The organism is Microbacterium sp. AG157, assembly GCF_003385695.1.
GTDB lineage: Bacteria > Actinomycetota > Actinomycetes > Actinomycetales > Microbacteriaceae > Microbacterium > Microbacterium testaceum.
Map to the genome: position 1 here is coordinate 621,023 of NZ_QRDK01000003.1, position 19,860 is coordinate 640,882.

At 67.3% G+C, this 19,860-nt stretch carries 19 protein-coding genes and 2 tRNA genes; 7 read left to right on the top strand and 14 right to left on the bottom strand.

What is annotated here, in order from left to right:
* The first annotated feature begins 4 nt into the window (after positions 1–4).
* From DEU35_RS12215 to pknB, 3 genes are read left to right on the top strand one after another with little or no spacing between them, the layout of a single operon-like run.
* The gene (locus tag DEU35_RS12215; protein WP_103207419.1) at positions 5–1,459 is read left to right on the top strand and encodes a penicillin-binding protein 2; all 1,455 of its coding nucleotides are present in this window, start codon (positions 5–7) and stop codon (positions 1,457–1,459) included.
* The gene (locus tag DEU35_RS12220) at positions 1,456–3,234 is read left to right on the top strand and encodes a serine/threonine-protein kinase (protein ID WP_103207421.1); all 1,779 of its coding nucleotides are present in this window, start codon (positions 1,456–1,458) and stop codon (positions 3,232–3,234) included. The genes DEU35_RS12215 and DEU35_RS12220 overlap by 4 nt, the downstream gene beginning before the upstream one ends.
* A gap of 33 nt (positions 3,235–3,267) precedes the next feature.
* Positions 3,268–4,968: a Stk1 family PASTA domain-containing Ser/Thr kinase gene (gene pknB, locus DEU35_RS12225; protein ID WP_103207423.1), complete on the top strand. Its 1,701-nt coding sequence runs from the start codon at positions 3,268–3,270 to the stop codon at positions 4,966–4,968.
* Here pknB and DEU35_RS12230 read toward each other — a convergent pair.
* The 3 genes from DEU35_RS12230 to DEU35_RS12235 are packed head-to-tail and all read right to left on the bottom strand — an operon-like array spanning position 4,940 to position 6,542.
* Positions 4,940–5,596 carry an aminodeoxychorismate/anthranilate synthase component II gene (locus tag DEU35_RS12230; protein ID WP_116239651.1) on the bottom strand — a complete coding sequence of 219 codons (657 nt, stop codon included), beginning with the start codon at positions 5,594–5,596 and terminating at the stop codon, positions 4,940–4,942. The two genes, pknB and DEU35_RS12230, sit on opposite strands and share 29 nt — an antisense overlap.
* Entirely contained in the window at positions 5,593–5,748 is a 156-nt protein-coding gene (locus DEU35_RS17200) for a hypothetical protein (protein ID WP_170210668.1), read from the bottom strand. Before DEU35_RS17200 ends, DEU35_RS12230 begins: the two co-directional genes overlap by 4 nt.
* Positions 5,748–6,542, bottom strand: coding sequence for a class E sortase (locus DEU35_RS12235; RefSeq protein WP_258873556.1), 795 nt, complete (start codon positions 6,540–6,542; stop codon positions 5,748–5,750). The genes DEU35_RS17200 and DEU35_RS12235 overlap by 1 nt, the downstream gene beginning before the upstream one ends.
* 54 nt (positions 6,543–6,596) lie before the next feature.
* Between DEU35_RS12235 and DEU35_RS12240 the strand changes: the two genes are divergently transcribed.
* Complete coding sequence (locus DEU35_RS12240) at positions 6,597–6,836, top strand: cell division protein CrgA (protein ID WP_094735171.1); 240 nt, start codon at positions 6,597–6,599, stop codon at positions 6,834–6,836.
* A 51-nt stretch (positions 6,837–6,887) separates the two neighbouring features.
* Here DEU35_RS12240 and DEU35_RS12245 read toward each other — a convergent pair whose 3' ends face one another.
* The gene (locus DEU35_RS12245; RefSeq protein WP_258027895.1) at positions 6,888–7,814 is read right to left on the bottom strand and encodes a rhomboid family intramembrane serine protease; all 927 of its coding nucleotides are present in this window, start codon (positions 7,812–7,814) and stop codon (positions 6,888–6,890) included.
* Positions 7,815–7,832: 18 nt separating this feature from the next.
* A complete protein-coding gene (locus tag DEU35_RS12250) occupies positions 7,833–8,390 on the bottom strand; it encodes a peptidylprolyl isomerase (RefSeq protein ID WP_103207428.1) in 558 nt (185 codons plus the stop codon).
* A gap of 100 nt (positions 8,391–8,490) precedes the next feature.
* On the opposite strand from DEU35_RS12250, the gene DEU35_RS12255 reads away from it, so the two are divergent.
* On the top strand, positions 8,491–9,063 hold the full coding sequence (locus DEU35_RS12255) for a hypothetical protein (protein WP_056225083.1): 573 nt from the start codon (positions 8,491–8,493) through the stop codon (positions 9,061–9,063).
* On the top strand, positions 9,060–9,533 hold the full coding sequence (locus DEU35_RS12260) for an aminoacyl-tRNA deacylase (protein ID WP_103208536.1): 474 nt from the start codon (positions 9,060–9,062) through the stop codon (positions 9,531–9,533). Before DEU35_RS12255 ends, DEU35_RS12260 begins: the two co-directional genes overlap by 4 nt.
* Positions 9,534–9,536: 3 nt before the next feature.
* Here the strand turns inward: DEU35_RS12260 and DEU35_RS12265 are convergent, their stop codons facing one another.
* Positions 9,537–9,968, bottom strand: a complete 432-nt coding sequence (locus DEU35_RS12265; RefSeq protein ID WP_116239652.1) for an NUDIX hydrolase — start codon at positions 9,966–9,968, stop codon at positions 9,537–9,539.
* Positions 9,969–10,044: 76 nt separating this feature from the next.
* On the opposite strand from DEU35_RS12265, the gene DEU35_RS12270 reads away from it, so the two are divergent.
* Complete coding sequence (locus tag DEU35_RS12270) at positions 10,045–11,307, top strand: acyltransferase (protein WP_116239653.1); 1,263 nt, start codon at positions 10,045–10,047, stop codon at positions 11,305–11,307.
* Positions 11,308–11,367: 60 nt separating this feature from the next.
* Here the strand turns inward: DEU35_RS12270 and DEU35_RS12275 are convergent.
* The 8 genes from DEU35_RS12275 to dnaN all read right to left on the bottom strand — a co-directional run bounded on the left by DEU35_RS12275 (position 11,368) and on the right by dnaN (position 19,647).
* Positions 11,368–11,440 (bottom strand) — tRNA-Ala (locus DEU35_RS12275).
* Between the two features lie 12 nt (positions 11,441–11,452).
* Positions 11,453–11,526: transfer RNA gene (locus tag DEU35_RS12280), tRNA-Ile, on the bottom strand.
* A 65-nt stretch (positions 11,527–11,591) separates the two neighbouring features.
* Positions 11,592–11,993 carry a DUF3566 domain-containing protein gene (locus DEU35_RS12285; RefSeq protein ID WP_103207439.1) on the bottom strand — a complete coding sequence of 134 codons (402 nt, stop codon included), beginning with the start codon at positions 11,991–11,993 and terminating at the stop codon, positions 11,592–11,594.
* On the bottom strand, positions 11,990–14,620 hold the full coding sequence (gene gyrA, locus DEU35_RS12290; RefSeq protein ID WP_103207442.1) for a DNA gyrase subunit A: 2,631 nt from the start codon (positions 14,618–14,620) through the stop codon (positions 11,990–11,992). The genes DEU35_RS12285 and gyrA overlap by 4 nt, the downstream gene beginning before the upstream one ends.
* Before the next feature lie 33 nt (positions 14,621–14,653).
* On the bottom strand, positions 14,654–16,693 hold the full coding sequence (gene gyrB, locus DEU35_RS12295; protein ID WP_103207445.1) for a DNA topoisomerase (ATP-hydrolyzing) subunit B: 2,040 nt from the start codon (positions 16,691–16,693) through the stop codon (positions 14,654–14,656).
* 119 nt (positions 16,694–16,812) lie between these two features.
* Entirely contained in the window at positions 16,813–17,301 is a 489-nt protein-coding gene (locus tag DEU35_RS12300; RefSeq protein WP_258873557.1) for a DUF721 domain-containing protein, read from the bottom strand.
* On the bottom strand, positions 17,294–18,448 hold the full coding sequence (gene recF, locus DEU35_RS12305) for a DNA replication/repair protein RecF (protein ID WP_103207450.1): 1,155 nt from the start codon (positions 18,446–18,448) through the stop codon (positions 17,294–17,296). Before recF ends, DEU35_RS12300 begins: the two co-directional genes overlap by 8 nt.
* Positions 18,449–18,495: 47 nt before the next feature.
* The gene (dnaN, locus tag DEU35_RS12310; protein WP_116239655.1) at positions 18,496–19,647 is read right to left on the bottom strand and encodes a DNA polymerase III subunit beta; all 1,152 of its coding nucleotides are present in this window, start codon (positions 19,645–19,647) and stop codon (positions 18,496–18,498) included.
* Positions 19,648–19,860: the final 213 nt, after the last annotated feature.

The window sequence follows — 19,860 nt, forward strand, 5'->3', positions numbered from 1 at the left end:
CACCGTGACCAAAGAGCTCCGACGCCTCAGCATCGTCATGCTGGCGATGTTCCTGGCCCTGTTCGCTTCGACGAGCATCATCCAGGTCGCCCAGGCCAGTTCGTTGACCAACACCACGGGCAACACCCGCGCGCTGTACGACTCGTACCAGATCCAGCGGGGATCGATCATCGCCGGCGGCACCGCGATCGCCTCCTCGGTTCCCTCGGACGACGTGTACAGCTGGCAGCGTCAGTACACGGATGCCGCGATGTGGGCGCCCGTGACGGGCTACATGAACCCCGTGCTCGACAGCAAGACCCAGATCGAGTCGGCGGAGAACAGTGTGCTCAGCGGCTCCGATTCGAACCAGTTCTTCTCGCGCATCGACCGGGCCATCACCGGTCAGGCTCCGCGCGGATCGAACGTCGAGCTCTCACTCGATCCGACCGTGCAGAAGGCCGCCTGGGACGCCATGGGCGACCTCCAGGGTGCCGTCGTCGCGATCGAGCCCTCGACCGGCCGCATCCTGGCGATGGTCTCGACGCCCAGCTACGACACCAATACGCTCGCCTCGCACGACACCGACGCCGTCAACGCGGCATACGACCAGCTCGTGGCCGACCCGTCGAAGCCGATGGACAACCGCGCCATCGCGGGCAACCTCAACCCCCCGGGCTCGACCTTCAAGCTCGTCGTGGCGTCGGCCGCCCTGGCATCCGGTCGTTACACACCCGATTCCGCGTTCCCCAACCTCGCCGCGTACACCCTGCCGCAGTCGACGAACGTCGTCAGCAACGCCGGCGGCGGCACCTGCGGCGGGGGCGACACCGTCACGATCGCGACCGCGCTGCGCCTGAGCTGCAACATCCCGATGGCCGAGCTCGCCGTCGAGCTCGGCGACGACGCCATTCGCGCCGAGGCGGAGAAGTACGGCTTCAACAAATCGTTCAGCATGCCGCTCGAGTCGACCCCCTCCACCTACCCGACCTCGCCGAACGCCCCGCAGACCGCGCTCAGCGGCTTCGGCCAGGGCGACGTGCGCGCCACCCCCCTGCAGATGGCGATGGTCTCGGCTGGCATCGCGAACGGCGGCGTCGTCATGAACCCGCGCATGGTCGACCGCGTGATCGAGCCGAACCTGTCGGTCAAAGACGAGGCGAGCAGCAGCGAATTCGGGCGGGCTCTCGAGCCGTCGATCGCCTCGCAGATGGTCACCATGATGACGGCGAACGTCCAGGACGGCGCAGCATCGAATGCAAGAATAGACGGGGTCGCAGTGGCGGGTAAGACCGGCACGGCGGAGAACGATTCCCGTCCCTACACTCTCTGGTTCACCGGCTTCGCACCGGCGGAAGACCCCAAGGTCGCCGTCGCCGTGGTCGTCGAAAACGGTGGTGGCCAGGGGCAGAACGGGAGCGGCAACGAGATCGCCGCCCCGATAGCGAAGAAGGTCATGGAGGCGGTGCTGGGTAAATGAGACCGACGCAAGGTGTGACCTTCGGAGGACGCTACGAGCTCGATTCGCGGATCGCGATCGGCGGTATGGGCGAGGTCTGGGAGGCGACGGATCACGTCATCGGACGTACCGTCGCGATCAAGATCCTCAAAGACGAGTACATGGGCGACCCGGGCTTCCTCGAGCGCTTCCGTGCCGAGGCCCGCCACGCTGCCCTCGTCAACCACGAAGGCATCGCCAGCGTGTTCGACTACGGCGAAGAAGACGGCAGCGCCTTCCTCGTGATGGAACTCGTCCCGGGCGAAGCCCTGTCGACGATCCTCGAGCGCGACGGCTCTCTCTCGACCGACAAGACTCTCGACATCGTCGCCCAGACGGCCGCCGCCCTCCAGGCCGCGCACGCGGCGGGCCTCGTCCACCGCGACATCAAGCCGGGCAACCTGCTGATCACGCCCGACGGTCGCGTGAAGATCACCGACTTCGGCATCGCGCGCATCGCCGATCAGGTGCCGCTCACCGCGACCGGCCAGGTCATGGGCACGGTGCAGTACCTCTCGCCCGAGCAGGCGTCCGGTCACCCGGCGTCGCCGGCCACCGACACGTACTCGCTCGGAATCGTCGCCTACGAGTGCCTCGCCGGAAAGCGCCCCTTCACGGGCGAGTCGCAGGTCGCGATCGCGATGGCGCAGATCAACGAGCAGCCCGCGCCGCTCCCGCCCACCGTCGCGCCGCCGGTGCAGAACCTCGTGATGGCGATGATCGCCAAGAAGCCCGATGACCGACCGGCCTCCTCCGCTGCCGTCTCGCGCGCTGCCACGGCCCTGCGTCGGGGCGACCTCGCCGCTGCGGCGGCCGCCGTACCGGCGATCGCGGGCGGTGCGGCCCTCGTCGACGACGCGACGCAGCTGCTCACGGCCGGCGGACAGACGTCCGCCACGACACGCCTCATGCCTGCCTCCGCAGCCGCGACGTCGCTTCTCAGCGAGGAGCACCGCGAAGAAGACCCCGCACCGCAGAAGAAGAAGCGCAGCCCCTGGACGTGGCCGTTGATCGCGCTCATCGCGCTGCTCGCGCTCGTTCTGATCGGCACGCTCGTCACGCTGCTGTCGAACCAGGGTGAACCGGATGCCGTTCCGGCGAGCCCCTCGGCCTCGTCCTCGACCCCGGCACCTCGGCCGTCGTCGCCCTCGCCTGCCCCGTCGCCCTCGAACACTCTCGTCGACGTCGACGCGCTGAACCTCATCGGCAAGACCTGCGACGAGGCCCGCGAGCTCCTGCGTGACGCGAACCTCGGTGCCACCTGCGCCACCGGCAACGCCGCAGCGAGCGCCGATCAGGTGGGAAAGATCTACGTGGTCGACCCCACCGGGCGCAACCCGCAGGGCACCAACATCGAGGTCACGGTCTACGGCGACGAGACGCCCCTCTCCACCCCCGGCACCCCGACCCTCCCTGGAACCTCGGTGACGGCCGGGAGCGACATCCAGGTCTCGTGGCAGCAGTACTCCTGCCCCTCGGGCACCGGGTCGGTCACGTCGTACAACTTCACCGCGACCAACGGCACCTTCGACACCAACGGTCAGTCGACCGCGTCGTTCGCGCCGGACGCGCGGAACGCGAAGCTGACGGTCAGCAACGCCCCCGGTCAGACCCTGCGCGTGACGTACACCGTCAGCTGCTCGGGCGCCGGTGACCGGACGGCCGGTCCGTCGGGTGAGGCCTCGGCGACGATCTCGGGCGGCAGCTCGGCATCGCCGTCGGCCAGCCCCGCGGCCGTTCCGACCGTCAAGCCCTGATCCCCCCGTCCCCCCACGCCAGGAGCTCCACCCGTGACCACTGAGACGCGCGTCCTTTCCGGGCGCTACCGCGTCGACGACCTCATCGGTCGCGGCGGCATGGCCAGCGTCTATCGCGGGTACGACCAGACGCTCGGCCGCACGGTCGCGATCAAGGTCCTGAAGGCCGACCTGGCCGGGGATGCGGCGTTCCGCACGCGCTTCCGCCTCGAGGCGCAGGCGGCCTCGCGCATGGCGCACCCGACGATCGTGCGGGTGTTCGACGCGGGCGAAGACGTCGAGACCGGCGCAGACGGCCACGAGCGTCCCGTGCCGTACATCGTCATGGAGCTCGTGCACGGGCGCCTGCTCAAAGACGTCATCGCCGCCGGCCCCGTCCCCACCGACGACGCGCTGCGGTACGTCGACGGCATCCTCGAGGCTCTCGAATACTCTCATCGCGCCGGCGTCGTCCACCGGGACATCAAGCCGGGCAACGTCATGATCACCGACTCCGGTCGCGTCAAGGTCATGGACTTCGGGATCGCCCGCGCGGTCTCCGACTCGTCGTCGACGGTCGCCGAGACCACCGCGATCGTCGGGACCGCGGCCTACTTCTCGCCCGAGCAGGCCAAGGGCGAATCCGTCGACGCGCGCGCCGACCTGTACTCGACAGGCGTCGTGCTCTATGAGCTCCTCACGGGACGCACCCCGTTCCGCGGCGAGACGCCGGTGGCCGTGGCCTACCAGCACGTCAGCGAGGCGCCGGTCCCGCCCAGTGAGATCGTCGAAACGGTCCCTCGGGCTCTGGATGCCATCGTGCTGCGCGCCCTGGCGAAAGATCCGTTCCAGCGCCCGCAGGACGCCGCGAGCTTCCGCGAAGCTCTCGACGAGACGATCGACGGGAAGGGCCCGACGAAACGCCAGATGTCGGCGCTGTCGAACGAGCTGTACGGGCCCAATCCACGTCAAGCGGCCGAGACCGCCCGCTCGTTGCGTCAGCTCAGCACCGACACGACGATGCGCCGCACTCAGCCCGGTCCTCCCGTGGCGTGGATCTGGGCGGGCGTCACCGTTCTCGCGGTGCTTCTGGTGGCGGTACTCATCTGGGTCATGCAGATCCAACCGAGCAACGACGTCCCCACCAGTGCCTACACGGTGCCGAATGTGGTCGACATGTCGTACGACCGTGCCGTCGAAACGCTCGAGGCGCAACAGCTCACCACCAGCCGTGTGAACGAGTCCGACGAGAAGATCGCCGCCGGAAACGTCGTGAGCACGGTCCCCGAGGCGGGAACGAACGTCACCGCGGGACAGCGGATCACCGTCTACGTCTCCACCGGTCCCGACACGGCGACGGTACCGACGCTCAACGGGATCACCGAGAGTGAGGCGCGCACGTCGCTGCAGAAAGCCGGGCTGTCGGTCGGTTCGATCCGACGCCAGGACAACCCCGCGCTGGCCGCGGGCACGATCATCTCGTCGAGCGTCGAATCCGGCTCCGAGGTCGCCAAGGGCACGACGGTCAACCTCGTGGTGGCCAGCGGTCAGGTCGTCATCGTGGACTACACCGGGTACACGGTCGACGCTGCGCAACGCGAGCTGGAGTCCGACTCGAAGCAACTGACGGTCACGAAGCAGCAGGATCCCGGATGCAAGGCGGCGACGCCCCAGACGGTCAAGACGCAGTCTCTGGCCCCGGGCGAGGTTCCCGTGCACAGCGAGATCACGCTGACGGTGTGCTCGGGCTCCTGACCCCGCGGGGATGAAGGAGGGAGCCGCGCGCGGCGGCCCCGGTCAAGCCGGAATTCTCGAGCCAGCGGCCGAGCAGCAGGTGACCCCCCTCGGTGAGCACGCTTTCGGGATGGAACTGCACACCTTCGATCGGTGCTGTCCTGTGACGTATACCCATCACCACACCGCTGTCCGTCTGCGCCGTGATCTCGAGTTCGGCCGGGAGGGAATCCGGTTCGACCGCGAGGGAGTGGTATCTCGTGGCGACGAAGGGGCCGGGGAGATCGGCGAAGACTCCCTCCCCGTCGTGTCGGATCACGCTCGTGATCCCGTGCAGCAGTTCCGGCGCGTGCCCCACCCGCGCGCCGAAGGCGGTCGCGATGACCTGATGGCCGAGGCAGACCCCGAGCAGGGGGATGCCGGCATCGAGGGCCGCGTGAACGACAGCGACGGAGTGTCCGGCGTCGTCGGGATGTCCCGGTCCCGGTGAGACGAGGATCGCATCCGCCTCGCGGACGGCTCGCCGAGGCAGCGCGCGCTCCTCGGCGTCGAACAGAACGGTCTGGGCGCCGAGGTCGCGGAGGTAGCCCGCGAGGGTGTGGACGAAGCTGTCGCGATTGTCGACGACGACGACGCGCCAGGGCCTCACTCGACCGTGACCTCCTGGGGATAGACGAGGTCGCTCACCCACGGGAAGACGTAGAAGAAGAGGCCGTACAGGACGGCAGCGACAAGCACGAGGATGATCAACACGCGCACCCACCACGGACCGGGGAGGACGCGCCAGAGGGCTCCGTACATCAGGATGCTCCAGAGGTCAGGGATGTCGGCGGACCGGCGTCGGTGCGCGGGGTGAAGGACTCGAAGACGCCGTACCCGATAGCCCGCTCCGAGAAGCCGTAGCGCGGGCTGCAGGTGGTCATCGTGATCAGTCGGTCCGTCGCTTCGACCTGCGGCTGCTGCGGCGTGGGCAGCAGGACGTTCACCCCGTCGGGGCGCACGTACTCGATGTTGCGGAAGCGGTAGGTGAACCAGCCGACCTCGGTCTCGACGACGATGGCGTCACCGATGTGCAGCGAGGGGAGGTCGGCGAAAGGGGCTCCGTGACTGCCACGATGGCCGGCGATGGCGAAGTTGCCCACCTGCCCGGGCATCGCGGTGTCGGGATAATGCCCCAAGCCGATCGGGTCGAGCGTGCGTGACGAGCTGACCCCGCCCGCCACGGTGAAGTGGTAATCGGGTCCGAGACGCGGGATGTACACCACACCGAATCGTTGTGCGTCGCCGGGCTGCTCGAGGGCGGGCGGGTCCGCCGTCGGCGGGGCCGCGGGCTGGGACGGAGACGTCGTGGTGGCCGAGGGAACGGGGGGCGGCGGATCGGCGTTCCACTGCTCGCTGAGCTCTTTGCCCTGGTCTTTGAACTGGGCACCGATGATGGCGTCACCGATCCAGAGTTGCCACACGACGAAAAGGAGCACGAGAACGCCTGCGGTGACCAGCAGGTCGCCGATCACCCCGATCACGGTCACCCGTCGACGCGGTGCACGCCCGCGCCGTGATCCCCGACGGGTCTGCGGCTGGTCGACGGTCTGCACGGGGGCAGTCTAGTTCCGCGGGATCACGCGTACCTGACCGTTAGACTGTCCGGCATGGCACGAACTGGCAAAGGCGAAGACCCGATCGCTGAGCGCAACGAAGGCGGATCGGCTCCGAACCCCGTGTGGTTCTTGCCCATCATGATCGGCCTCATGCTCATCGGTCTCGTGTGGGTGCTGGTGTTCTACCTCAGCAACTCGCAATTCCCGATCCCGGGCATCGGCCCGTGGAACCTCGTCATCGGCTTCGGAATCGCTTTCGTCGGATTCCTCATGACGACGAAGTGGCGCTGAGTTACACACGTGTAATTCATCCCCACCTGTGGATGGGGCTGTGGATAACTCTCAGACGTAGAACAGAGCCGGGATTGCCAGCAGGGCGATCAGCAGCACGCTGAGCCCGACGAGCAGGCCGATCTGCAGGCGCTTCTGCGTTGCGGCACGGGTGCGCGCGTACACCAGCCCCACAGCCGCTCCGGTGATGAGACCACCGAGGTGGGCCTGCCACGAGATACCCACCGCCGCGAGCGATCCGGCGAAGTCGCCCGATCCGATGGCACCGATCGCCGCGATCACGAACGGCCAGGCGAAGTTGATGGCGATCAGCACGGCGATGACGCGGATGTCCGCCCCGATGTGCCGCCCGATCACCAGGAGCGCACCGAACAGCGCGAAGATCGCCCCCGAGGCCCCGACCGTCCAGACGCCGGGGGCGAGCAGCGCGACGGCCACCGATCCGCCCAGCGCGCCGATCAGATAGAGCACGAGGAAACGCGCACGCCCGAGCAGAGGCTCGAGGCTGCGACCGATGAACCAGAGCGCGAGCATGTTCAGGCCGACGTGGAAGAAGCCGCTATGGACGAGAGCGACCGTGAGCAGCCGCCACGGCTCCAGTACGCCGAGTTGCGGCACCACGTACAGACTGTTGAACGCGAGCAGGTTCCGGACGAAGCCGCCCACACCGGGGATCAGACCGATGATGTAGACGAGTCCGGTGACGGCGATGATGCCGAGCGTCATCTGAGGTCTGCCCGACGAGACCACCGACAGGGGGCGCGACGCCCAGCGGCGCTGCGCCTTCTTCTGAGCAGGGGTCTGGGAGGCGCGCTGCTGCGCCATGCACTCGGGGCAGATGACACCGACGGCGGCGGGGGTGCGGCAGTCCGAACACACGGTGCGCATGCACCGCTGGCACAGCACGAAGCTCTGCCGGTCGGGATGCCGGTAGCAGAAGTTGTCGCTGTTGCGACGGAACTCGTCAGTCGTGGACACCCGCCGCCGCCTGGAAGATCAGACCGAGACGATGTCGACCGACTGGAGCACGACGGGCTCGATCGGACGGTCGCCCGCGGCGGTGGGAACAGAGGCGATCTTGTCGACGACGGCCTTCGAGTCATCGTCGGCCACCTCGCCGAAGATCGTGTGCTTGCCCTGGAGCCACGGGGTGGGGTCGGTCGTGATGAAGAACTGCGAGCCGTTGGTGCCCTCGGGCTGGCCGGTGATGGCGTTGCGGCGCAGACCGGCGTTGGCCATGGCGAGCTTGTAGGGCTGGGTGAAGTCCAGCTCGGGGCTGATCTCGTCGTTGAAGTTGTATCCCGGTCCACCGATGCCCTGACCGAGCGGGTCTCCGCCCTGGATCATGAAGTTGGGGATGATGCGGTGGAAGATGACGTCCTTGTAGAGGGGACCCTCGCCCTTGGCACCCGTTGCCGGGTTCGTCCACTCCTGGGTTCCGTCGGAGAGCCCGACGAAGTTGCGGACGGTGCGCGGAGCGTGGTCGCCGAACAGGTTGACGACGATGTCGCCGTGGTTGGTGTGCAGGGTCGCGACGGCGGTGTGGTTGGCCATGGCTACATTCTCTCAGAGTTATCTGCAAGGGTCGGCGGTGCCGGCGACCCGTTCTGGCAAGATGAACGAACGTACATCCCATCGACAGGGAGGATGAGCCGTGGGCCTCAGCCGCAAGAGCAAGAAGGAACTGCGCAAGCTCCAGAAGCACGCCGCGAAGGTGTGGGAGTCGCAGCAGGTGCTGCTGGGCGAGAGCGGGAAGGTCGCTCGAGAAGCCGGCCACCAGCTCGGTCGCTTCAGCCGCGAAGACCTCGTCCCCGCCGTGCAGGACGGGTACAACAAGTACGCCGCTCCGTACGTCGACAAGAGCGTGAAGTACAGCAATCGCTTCCTCAGTCACAAGGTCGTTCCCGCGGCCGGTGCCGTGGTCGGCGGAGCGATGTCGGTGTGGGATGCCGCGGGCGACACCCGCGACCGTCTCGCGAAGGGTCGTGGCTTCGAGCTCGACACGCACAAGTACGCCAAGCGTGCCGAGAAGTACGGCAAGCAGGCGTCGAAGCGTCTCGCCAAGAAGCTTCCCTCGCAGCACGACGGCATCGGCGCCGGTGGCGTCATCGCCATCATCCTCGGCGTGGTCGCCGCTGCCGGCGTCGCGTACGCCGCGTGGCAGACACTGCGTGCCGACGATGAGCTGTGGGTGGCGGACGACCCGCTGCGCGCACCCGACGCGTGAGCGATCCCACCATCAGAGTCAGAGAGGCCGCGCGAGAGCGCGGCCTCTCCGTCGATATCCGCGAGCGTCCCCCCGCATCGAGCCTCGACGAGGCGGCCGAGCTGCTCGGCATCCCCTCTGCATCCATTGTGAAGACGCTGGTGGTCAAGCGGTCCGACGACACGTACCTGTTCGCTCTCGTGCCCGGTGACCGTGCCATCTCCTGGCCCAAGCTGCGTGCGGTGGTCGGGGTCAACAAGCTGCGCCTCCCGGAGCCCGAGCTGGCCCTCTCCGCCACCGGCTACGAGCGAGGCACCATCGTCCCCATCGGGAGCAGCACCGACTGGCCCGTGTACGCCGACGAGCGCATCGTCGGAACGCGGATCGCCATGGGAGCCGGCGCGCACGGCTACAGTCTGTTCGTCGATGCTGACGATCTCATCGCCGCGTACGACGCAACGGTCGCCGACATCACGGCAGAGCGAGCCTGACGTTCAGGAGCCGAGGAGGCCGGCCATCCGCAGGGCGACGTCGACCAGCTGAACGCGACGAAGTTTACGGGTCGCCCCGAGGGTGAACCACTCCGCTCGGTCGGTGGATCCGTCGGTCTCGAATCGCAGATGCCCGCCCACGACCCGGGCGCGGTAGACGATCCGCAATGCGTGGAGGGCACCCGTGGCCCCGTCGGCGAGCCGTGCCTGCGCGGGGATCACTCGGGAATGGATGCCGAGCAGCTCGTCGACGACGACGCGAAAGCCCGTCTCCTCGCGCACCTCGCGGCGTACCGCCTGCGCGGGGTCTTCACCGTCCTCGAGGCCGCCGCCGGGCAGGGTCCACGCTCCCCGTCGTCCGTCGATCCAGTGAGCGAGCAGCACACGGTCGTCGGCGTCGGTCACGACGGCGTACGCGGCCACGCGCATGTCCATGACCAGACTCTAGCGAGCGTGTTCATCCGCGTGTCGGAGGTGACGCGAAGCGCCCGGCACCCGCCACGATGGTGGCATGCGCACAGAGCTTCTTCCGACGACCTCCGACGTCTCGCGCCGCGATCTCACACTGGATCTCGCCCGCGTCACGGCGGTGTGTTTCGTCGTCATCGTTCACCTGCTGCAGGTGGGGGTGGGGTGGGGCCCCGACGGCTCCCTCATCACGTCTCGGCCCGCGGAGATGCAGCCCTGGTTCGACGCCGCCACCTGGTTCGGCCAGATCATGCCGTTGTTCTTCGTCGTCGGCGGATTCGCTTCTGCGGCCGGATGGGCGACGTGGCGGAGTCGTGGAGGTGACGCGCGCGGGTTCGTCCGCTCTCGCACGCTTCGGCTGGCGCAGCCGGCTCTGCCCCTGTTCGTCTTCGTCGCTGTCGTCCTGGTCGCCGCCGCCGCGATCGGGGTGGATCCGTCGCTGGTCGACGCCGCCGTGGTCGGCGTCGGGATGCCGCTGTGGTTCCTGGCGGCGTACCTCCTGTGCCAGGCGGTCGTGCCTCTCGCCGCTCGCTGGCACGAGAGGGCCCCTCGCGGCACTCTCGTGATGCTTCTGGCCGCAGTGGTTGCGGTCGACGCCGTGCGATTCCTGTCCGGGATCGAGGAACTGGGCTACCTCAACCTGCTCTTCGTCTGGCCGCTCATCCAGCAGCTGGGATTCTGGTACCGCGACGGGTGGTTCGATCGCCGCTCGGCTGTATCTCTCCTGGCCCTCGCGACCGCCTGTTACCTCGTGGTCGGCGCCGTGGTCGTGTGGGGGCCCTACTCCGACAACATGCTGGCGAATCTCAACCCGCCCACTCTTCCCCTCGTGCTGTTCGGTCTCGCTCAGGCGTGTCTGCTGCGTCTGGCGAAGCCCGCGCTCACCGTGCTCATGCGCACGCGCCTCGCGCAGGGGGTGGTGTTCGCGATCGGATCCCGCCTGATGACGGTGTACCTGTGGCACCTGCCCGTCATCCTCATCATCTCGGGGATCGCCCTGCTCATCCCCGGCGCAGCTCCCGCGCCCGCGAGCCCGCAGTGGTGGGCAACGCGCCCCCTGGTCTTCCTGGCGACGGCGATCGTGCTCGGATTGCTCTCGCTGATCCTGATCCGATTCGAGGCGCTGGGCGACCTTCCGCCGGCACCGGGATCGGTCATCCTGGCGATCGCGTGGTTCTGCGCATTCCTCCCGCCCTTCGCCGTGACGCTGCAGGGGATGAACACGGTGCTCGCGGTCGGCGGGGCGGTCCTGTACACGGCATCCGTCGTTCTGCTCCGAAGAGGGCGGCGGCGACGCGCCTCGTGAGAGCGACGGCGGAAAAGAAGAAGAGCCGGTCCCGATGGACCGGCTCTTCTTTCTCGATTGTGGAGCCTAGGAGATTCGAACTCCTGACATCCTGCTTGCAAAGCAGGCGCTCTACCAGCTGAGCTAAGGCCCCGCGAGGGAGGGGTGGGGCTACCAGGACTTGAACCTGGGACCTCTTCATTATCAGTGAAGCGCTCTAACCGCCTGAGCTATAGCCCCGTCTCGCTGACGTGATGTCAACCTCGAAGACTTTACCGGACTTGCAAGGTTTTGACGAATCGACGTCAGTTCGAGGTGAACCCGACGAGCAGGCCGCCGGTGACCTTGACCGCGAGGTTGTAGATACCCGCCATCACGGCGCCGAGCACCGTCACGATGACGAGGTTGAGGATCGCGATGATCGCCGCGAACGCCATGACCTGGGGCAGACCGACGTACTGCGAGAGGGTCGCGCCGCCGTCGGTGAAGCTGGTGAAGAACTCATCGAGCTTGGTCAGCAAGGTCGCCGACACCACCAGGTAGATCAGGAAGTACGACACGACCGTCACGATGGCCAGGGCCACCGCGGCAAGGAACGACAGCTTCACCGCCGACCAGAAGTCGATGTACACCAGTCGCAGGCGGACCTGCTTGGCGGGGGTCTTGTGAGTCGACTTCTTGGCGAGCTTGTCGGCTACCGTGCTCATGCGTCAGTACTTTCCTCGGGGGTCTCGGAAGAGGAGGCGTCGGCCTCGTCCGCGGGGGAAGCGGCGGGCTCCGTGGTCGTCTCCGTCGTCTCGGTCAGGTTCCGCTCTGCGTTTCGAGCGATGGCGATGATCCTGTCATCACCTCCGGCTCGTGCGAACACGACACCCATCGTGTCGCGTCCCTTGGCGGGTACCTCGGCCACGGCAGAGCGTACCACCTTGCCACTGGCAAGAACCACGAGGACCTCATCGCCTTCCGACACCATCATTCCGCCCGCGAGCACGCCGCGATCGTCGGTCAGGCGGGCCACCTTAATGCCCAGACCACCTCGGTTCTGCATCCGGTACTCGGTGACGGCGGTGCGCTTGGCGTAGCCGCCCTCGGTCACGACGAAGACGAACTCGTCGTCCTTGGCGACGGATGCCGAGAGCAGGCTGTCCCCCTCGCGGAAGTCCATGCCCTTCACGCCCGAGGTCGACCGCCCCATCGGGCGCAGCGCGCTGTCGGTGGCGGAGAAGCGCAGCGACTGTCCGAGCCGGCTGATGAGGAGGATGTCGTCACCCTCGTCGACCAGCATCGCGCTGACAAGCTCGTCGGCGCTGCCCTGCTCGGCCTCGTCGCCCTCCTCGGCGACCTGTCCGCGGAGCTTGATCGCGATCACCCCGCCCTGGCGGTTGGTGTCGTACTCGTCGAGACGGGTCTTCTTCACGAGACCGTTCCGGGTCGCGAGCACGAGGTAGGTCGCGACGCTGTAGTCGCGGATGTCGAGAATCTGCGCGATCTCTTCGTCGGGCTGGAGGGCGAGCAGGTTCGCGACGTGCTGACCCTTGGCATCGCGGCCCGCCTCGGGCACCTCATAGGCCTTCGAGCGGTAGACCCGGCCCTTGTTCGTGAAGAACAGCAGCCAGTGGTGCGTCGTGGTGACGAAGAAGTGCTCGACCACGTCGTCGGCGCGCAGCTGCGCACCCTTCACGCCTTTGCCACCGCGGTGCTGCGAACGGTAGTTGTCGCTGCGCGTGCGCTTGATGTAGCCGTCGCGGGTGACCGTGACCACCATCTCTTCTTCGGCGATGAGGTCCTCGATCGACACGTCGCCGTCGAATCCGTGGAGGATCTCGGTGCGACGGTCGTCACCGAAGCGGTCGGTGATGGCCGTGAGCTCGTCGCGGATGATGGTGCGCTGGCGAGCGGGGGTGGCGAGGATGTCGTTGTAGTCCGCGATACGGGCCTCGAGCTCGGTGGCCTCGTCGACGATCTTCTGGCGCTCGAGGGCCGCGAGTCGACGCAGCTGCATATCGAGAATGGCCTGCGCCTGGATGTCGTCGATGTCGAGGAGCTTCTGCAGTCCCTCGTTGGCATCCTGGGCCGTGGGCGAGCGACGGATGAGCGCGATGACCTCATCGAGGGCGTCGAGCGCCTTCAGGTAGCCGCGCAGGATGTGCATGCGCTCTTCGGCCTTGCGGAGGCGGTACTGCGTGCGCCGCACGATGACCTCGACCTGGTGGTCGATCCACAGGCTGATGAAACCGTCGAGAGACAGCGTGCGAGGCACCCCGTCGACGATCGCGAGCATGTTCGCGCCGAAGTTCTCCTGCAGCTGCGTGTGCTTGTACAGGTTGTTCAGCACGACCTTGGCGACGGCGTCGCGCTTGAGCACGACGACCAGACGCTGACCGGTGCGGCCCGAGCTCTCGTCGCGGATGTCGGCGACCCCGGTGATCTTGCCCTCGCGGGCGAGGTCGCCGATCTTGACGGCGACGTTGTCGGGATTCACCTGGTACGGCAGCTCGGTGATCACGAGGCACGTGCGGCCCTGGATCTCCTCGATGTTGACGACCGCCCGCATCGTGATGGAGCCTCGGCCGGTGCGGTACGCGTCCTTGATGCCGCGGGTGCCGAGGATCTGCGCGCGCGTCGGGAAGTCGGGGCCGGGAATGCGCTCCATGAGCGCTTCGAGCAGCTCCTCGCGCGTGGCATCGGGGTTCTCGAGGGCCCAGAGGGCACCGGACGAGACCTCGCGCAGGTTGTGCGGGGGGATGTTCGTGGCCATGCCGACCGCGATGCCGACCGAGCCGTTGACGAGCAGGTTCGGGAAGCGCGCGGGCAGGACCGTCGGCTCCTGGGTCTGACCGTCGTAGTTGTCCTGGAAGTCGACGGTCTCTTCCTCGATGTCGCGCACCATCTCGAGCGCGAGGGGAGCCATCTTCGTCTCGGTGTATCGCGGGGCTGCGGCGCCCTGATTGCCGGGCGAACCGAAGTTCCCCTGTCCGAGAGCGAGGGGGTAGCGCAGCGACCAAGGCTGCACGAGGCGCACGAGGGCGTCGTAGATGGGGGCGTCACCGTGCGGGTGGTAGTGACCCATCACCTCGCCGACGACACGGGCGCACTTCGAGAACGACTTGTCGGGGCGGAAGCCGCCGTCGTACATGCCGTAGATCACGCGGCGGTGCACGGGCTTGAGACCGTCGCGCACGTCGGGCAGAGCACGCCCGACGATGACGCTCATCGCGTAGTCGAGGTAGCTCCGCTGCATCTCGAGCTGGAGGTCGACCTGGTCGATCTTGCCGTGGTCGTGCGCCGGCTCGCCGCGGACGTCGTCGGATTCGGGCGTGATGTCGTCAGCCATGTCTTCTCAGTTCCGTGAATGCGTCGTGCGAGATCAGATGTCGAGGAAGCGGACGTCTTTGGCGTTGCGCTGGATGAAGCTGCGTCGCGACTCGACGTCTTCGCCCATGAGCACCGAGAAGATCTCGTCGGCCGCGGCGGCGTCGTCGATCGTGACCTGCTTCAGCGTGCGCGTCTGCGGGTCCATCGTGGTCTCCCACAGCTCGTGGTCGTTCATCTCGCCGAGACCCTTGTAGCGCTGGATGCCGTTGTCCTTGGGGATCCGGCGACCCGAGGCCTGACCATCGACGAGCATCGCGTCGCGCTCGCGGTCGCTGTACGCGTACTCGTGGGGGTGGTTCGACCACTTCAGGCGGTACAGGGGCGGCTGAGCGAGGTAGACGTACCCGGCCTCGATGAGCCCGCGCATGTAGCGGAACAGCAGCGTCAGCAGCAGTGTCGTGATGTGCTGACCGTCGACGTCGGCATCGGCCATCAGCACGATCTTGTGGTACCGCGCCTTGGCCATGTCGAAGTCTTCGCCGATACCCGTGCCGAAGGCCTGGATCATCGCCTGGACTTCTTTGTTCCCCAGAGCGCGGTCGAGACGCGCGCGCTCGACGTTCAGGATCTTGCCGCGCAGTGCCAGGATCGCCTGCGTGTGCGGATCGCGACCCTGCACCGCGGAGCCACCGGCGGAATCACCCTCGACGAGGAAGATCTCGCTGATCGAGGGATCCTTCGAGGTGCAGTCCTTCAGCTTGTCGGGCATCGCGGCCGACTCGAACACGCTCTTACGACGGGCGGTCTCGCGCGCCTTGCGCGCGGCGAGGCGCGCGGTCGCGGCGTCGATCGCCTTGCGGATGATGTTCTTGGCCTGACCCGGATTGCGGTCGAACCAATCGCCGAGCTTGTCGCCCACGACCTTCTGCACGTACGCGCGCGCCTCGGTGTTGCCGAGTTTGGTCTTGGTCTGCCCCTCGAACTGCGGCTCCGACAGCTTGACCGAGATGACCGCGGTGAGACCCTCGCGGATGTCGTCGCCGGTGAGGTTGTCGTCCTTCTCTTTGAGGAGGTTGTTCGCGCGGGCGTAACGGTTCACGAGCGTCGTCAGCGCGGCGCGGAAACCCTCTTCGTGCGTTCCGCCCTCGTGCGTGTTGATGGTGTTCGCATAGGTGAACACGTTCTCGGTGTAGGCCGTCGTCCACTGCATCGCGAGTTCGAGGGCGATCTTGCGATCGGTGTCCTCGGACTCGACCTCGATGATCTCGTCGTTGACCACGTCGGCCTTGCGCACACGGTTCAGGTGCTCGACATAGTCGACGAGACCTCGCTCGTAGAGGAACGTGTCGTGGCGGGCCTCGGTGACCTCTGCGCCCGGCTCACCCTCGGTGACCACGGACTGGGCGCGTTCGTCGCGGAGGCCGATGCGCAGACCCTTGTTGAGGAACGCCATCTGCTGGAAGCGCGTACGCAGCGTGTCGTAGTCGAAGTCGATGGTGTCGAAGATCGTGGCATCCGGCCAGAACGTGATCGTCGTTCCCGTCGCGTCGCTCTCCTCGTCTTTCGAGAGAGGAGCGAGCGGCACGCCGCCGTCGCGGAACGATTGACGCCACACGTGCCCCTGGCGGCGCACCTCGACGTCGAGGCGCGTGGAGAGGGCATTCACGACGGATGAGCCCACGCCGTGCAGACCGCCCGAGACCGCGTATCCGCCGCCGCCGAACTTTCCGCCGGCGTGCAGCACGGTCAGCACGACCTCGACGGTCGACTTGCCCTCGGTGCGGTGCATGTCGACCGGGATGCCACGGCCGTTGTCGACCACGCGCACGGCGCCGTCGCTGAGGATCGTGACCTGGATCGTGTCGCAGTACCCGGCCAGCGCCTCGTCGACGGAGTTGTCGACGATCTCTTGCACGAGGTGATGCAGCCCGCGCTCACCCGTGGAGCCGATGTACATACCGGGACGCTTGCGAACAGCCTCGAGGCCCTCGAGTACCTGAATGGCGTCCGCCCCGTACTCGTTGGGAACCTTTTTGGTCGCGGCGGGGACTTCGGGTTCCTCGGAAACGCTGTCGGGGTTTTCGGACGTCATGTGTACGCGCGCTCCAGATCGATTCGTCGGAACCTCCATCCTATCGCGGACGGGCTCTCGAAATGGCGTGTACGCCCCTACGCGGCGATAAATCGTGTCGAGCCGGGATCGACCATGACTCAGCCGTAGGTATCGCGCGGACCGCGGCCTGGAACGGCTCTGGGCCCCCATTTCCAGGAGGGAACGTCCGGGCCCACGAACCGGATCGCTTCGACACCGGCCTCGGGAAAGCGTCGGAGGATCTCCGAGAGGATCTGCGCGCGCATGAACTGCAGCTGCTTCGCCCACGCGGTCGAATCGGCCTGAATGGTGAGTGTGCCGTTCTCGAGGGCGACGGGACGCGTGTGCGCGGCGGTGTCCGCCCCGGCGACCTGATCCCACGTACGCACGAGATCTTCGCGGGAGAGCTGGGGCTCCCACCCCGCCGACTGCGTCAGCGCCGAGATCACATCGCCCAGACCGCGCGGGTCGCGGCCCGGGCTGAATGGAGCGTTCTCGCCGTCGTCCGCCCGACGACGACGCTTCTTCTTGCGGTACGGAGAGGGCTCGAGCCCACGAAGCCGCAAGTAGGTCGACATCGTTTCGGGGATCTCGGCGTCATCACTCACCGCGGGGCTCCTCGATGCGGCCCGCCTCGACGCGGACGACGTGTGCCCGCAGGACATCGGGGACATCTTCTTCGACGGCCGAGGTGACGATGACCTGCTCGTAGCCACCGGCCAGCTCGGCCAGTCGGGTGCGACGGCCGGCGTCGAGCTCGGCGAACACATCGTCGAGGATGAGAACCGGGTCGCCCAGACGAGACTCGGCGCGAAGGAGTTCGGCGGATGCCAGGCGCAGAGCGAGCGCCACCGACCATGACTCCCCGTGCGAGGCGTAACCCTTGACCGGCAGACCCCGAACGCGCAGCACCAGATCATCGCGGTGCGGGCCCACGAGGGTCAGACCGCGCTCGAGCTCGGCCGAACGCTTCGCCGCGAGGGCTGCTCGGAACTGATCGGCCAGGGGCTCGCTCGATCGCGCGCCATCGACGGCATCCCCCTCTTCGGGGTCGCCGCCGCCCACCGAGAGCGCCCACGACAACCGCGGCTCGTGGTCGGCGCCGGCGATCGCCGCGTAGGCCGCGGCCACGGGATCGGAGAGGTCGGATGCCAACGCGCTCCGCGCCTCGATCACCTCGGTGCCCAGAGCGACGAGCTTCTCATCCCAGACGTCGAGCGTGCGAAGCGCTTCGCCGCGGAGTCCCCGGGCGCGCGCCGACTTCAACAGAGCGCTGCGCTGACGCAGAACACGGTCGTAGTCGCCGATCACCCCGGCCATGCGAGGGGTGCGCTGGACGATGAGCTGATCGGCGAACCGGCGGCGGGCGGAGGGGTCGCCCCGCACGATCTGCAGGTCTTCGGGCGCGAAGAGGACCACCTGCGCGTACCGCGGCAGTTCGGAGGTACGGACGTTGACGCCGTTCACACGAGCCTTGTTCGCGCCCTGGCGGTTGAGCTGCAACTCGAGCAGCACGCTGCGCTCACCGTGCGTGAGCCGCGCGCGCACGATCGCGGCATCCGTCCCGTCTCTGACCAGGGGTGCATCGTTCGAGACACGATGCGAGCCGAGAGTCGCGAGGTAGGCGATGGCTTCGACGAGGTTCGTCTTGCCCTGCCCGTTGCGGCCGACGAAGACATTCGCCCCCGAGGAGAGCTCGACGTCGGCTTCCGCGTAATTGCGGAAGTCCTTCAGTCCGAGCTGCTCCACGATCACCGAGTCAGACTACCCGCCGCCTCCGACACGGCAGCATGCGGTGCCGGTCAGCGCAACAGCAGGTTGGGTTGCAAGAGGTACTTGAACGTGCCCTCGCCGCCCTTCTCAACCGAGGTCTGGGGCGTGACCAGCACGGGGCTGAGCTTGTTCGCGTTGTCGCTCGAGGTGAAGGTGATTCGCGTGAACTCGCTGCGCACGGCACCGAGCGACTCGATGAGGTACTGCGGGTTGAGACCCAGCGTGACCTCATCGCCCACGAGCGTCGCGTCGACCGACTCCGTCGCCCGAGCCTGCTCGGTGCCGGCGGCGTCCATCGAGACGCCGTCGGGGCCGAACGTGAAACGCAAGGGCGCGGAACGGTCGAGCACGAGCGCGACACGGCGGACCGCCTCGACGAGCTCGGCGGTGTTGACCACGCTGTGGTGTTCGGTCTGCGCGGGGAAGAGTCGGCGCACGGGCGGGAAGTTGCCCTTGATGAGCAACGACGTGACGGTCTTGTTGCCCGACGAGAACGCGATGATCTCGCGGTCGCCCGAGCCCGAGAAGGCGATGGAGATGTCGCCGCTGTGAGCGAAGGTCTTGCCGACTTCCTGCAGCGTACGCGCGGGCACGAGAGCGGACGTGGTCTCATCGGATGCCACGGCTCCGCCGTCCCACGGGATCTCGCGGAGCGCGACGCGGTAGCGGTCGGTAGCGACCAGGCTCAAGCGGGTGCCGGAGACCTCGAGCTGCACGCCGGTGAGGACGGGGGTCACGTCGTCGCGCGAGGCCGCGAACGCGACCTGTGCGATCGCCGTGGCGAACTCGTCGGCGTGGACGAGACCGGATTCGCCGGTGACCTCGGGGATCGCCGGGTACTCCTGAACGGGCATGGAGGCGAGCGTGAAGCGCGCGGAGCCGCAGGTCAACAGGATGCCACCGTCGTCGTCGACCGTGATCTGGATCGGAGCGTTGGGCAGACGGCTCGCAATGTCGCTGAGGAGTCGGCCGTGCACCAGGATCGTGCCGGGCTCGTCGACGGTCGCCTCGATCGTCGTGCGCGCGGAAGCCTCGTAATCGAAGGCGGCCAGGGTCAATCCCTGTTCGTTGGCCTCGATGAGCACACCGGCCAGGATCGGCTGCGGGTTTCGCTGGGGCAGGAGCTTGACCACGAACGAGACGGCTTCGCTGAACACATCGCGATTGACGTGGAACTTCACGGGTGCTCCCTTGACGGCGGGTATGGCTTACCCATGCTAGTGCCCCCTTGCGGCGACGCCCGCCGAGCGACGTCCCCACGGCAAGGTCATCGAATCTCTCTTAACAAAGAACTTGGATCTTCATCTTGTTAACAGCTGTGGAGAGTGTGGATAACTTGCGACACGCTTGTTAACAGCAGGGAACCAGGGGTCTGTTAACTGTGGACGAGCTGC

Bases quoted from the DNA above. Each gene is read 5' to 3' on its own strand.
- DEU35_RS12220 (WP_103207421.1), top strand. From the start codon at position 1,456: ATGAGACCGACGCAAGGTGTGACCTTCGGAGGACGCTACGAGCTCGAT.
- DEU35_RS17200 (WP_170210668.1), bottom strand. From the start codon at position 5,748: ATGTACGGAGCCCTCTGGCGCGTCCTCCCCGGTCCGTGGTGGGTGCGC.
- DEU35_RS12240 (WP_094735171.1), top strand. From the start codon at position 6,597: ATGGCACGAACTGGCAAAGGCGAAGACCCGATCGCTGAGCGCAACGAA.
- DEU35_RS12250 (WP_103207428.1), bottom strand. From the start codon at position 8,390: ATGGCCAACCACACCGCCGTCGCGACCCTGCACACCAACCACGGCGAC.
- DEU35_RS12265 (WP_116239652.1), bottom strand. From the start codon at position 9,968: ATGGACATGCGCGTGGCCGCGTACGCCGTCGTGACCGACGCCGACGAC.
- DEU35_RS12270 (WP_116239653.1), top strand. From the start codon at position 10,045: ATGCGCACAGAGCTTCTTCCGACGACCTCCGACGTCTCGCGCCGCGAT.
- DEU35_RS12285 (WP_103207439.1), bottom strand. From the start codon at position 11,993: ATGAGCACGGTAGCCGACAAGCTCGCCAAGAAGTCGACTCACAAGACC.
- gyrA (WP_103207442.1), bottom strand. From the start codon at position 14,620: ATGGCTGACGACATCACGCCCGAATCCGACGACGTCCGCGGCGAGCCG.
- gyrB (WP_103207445.1), bottom strand. From the start codon at position 16,693: ATGACGTCCGAAAACCCCGACAGCGTTTCCGAGGAACCCGAAGTCCCC.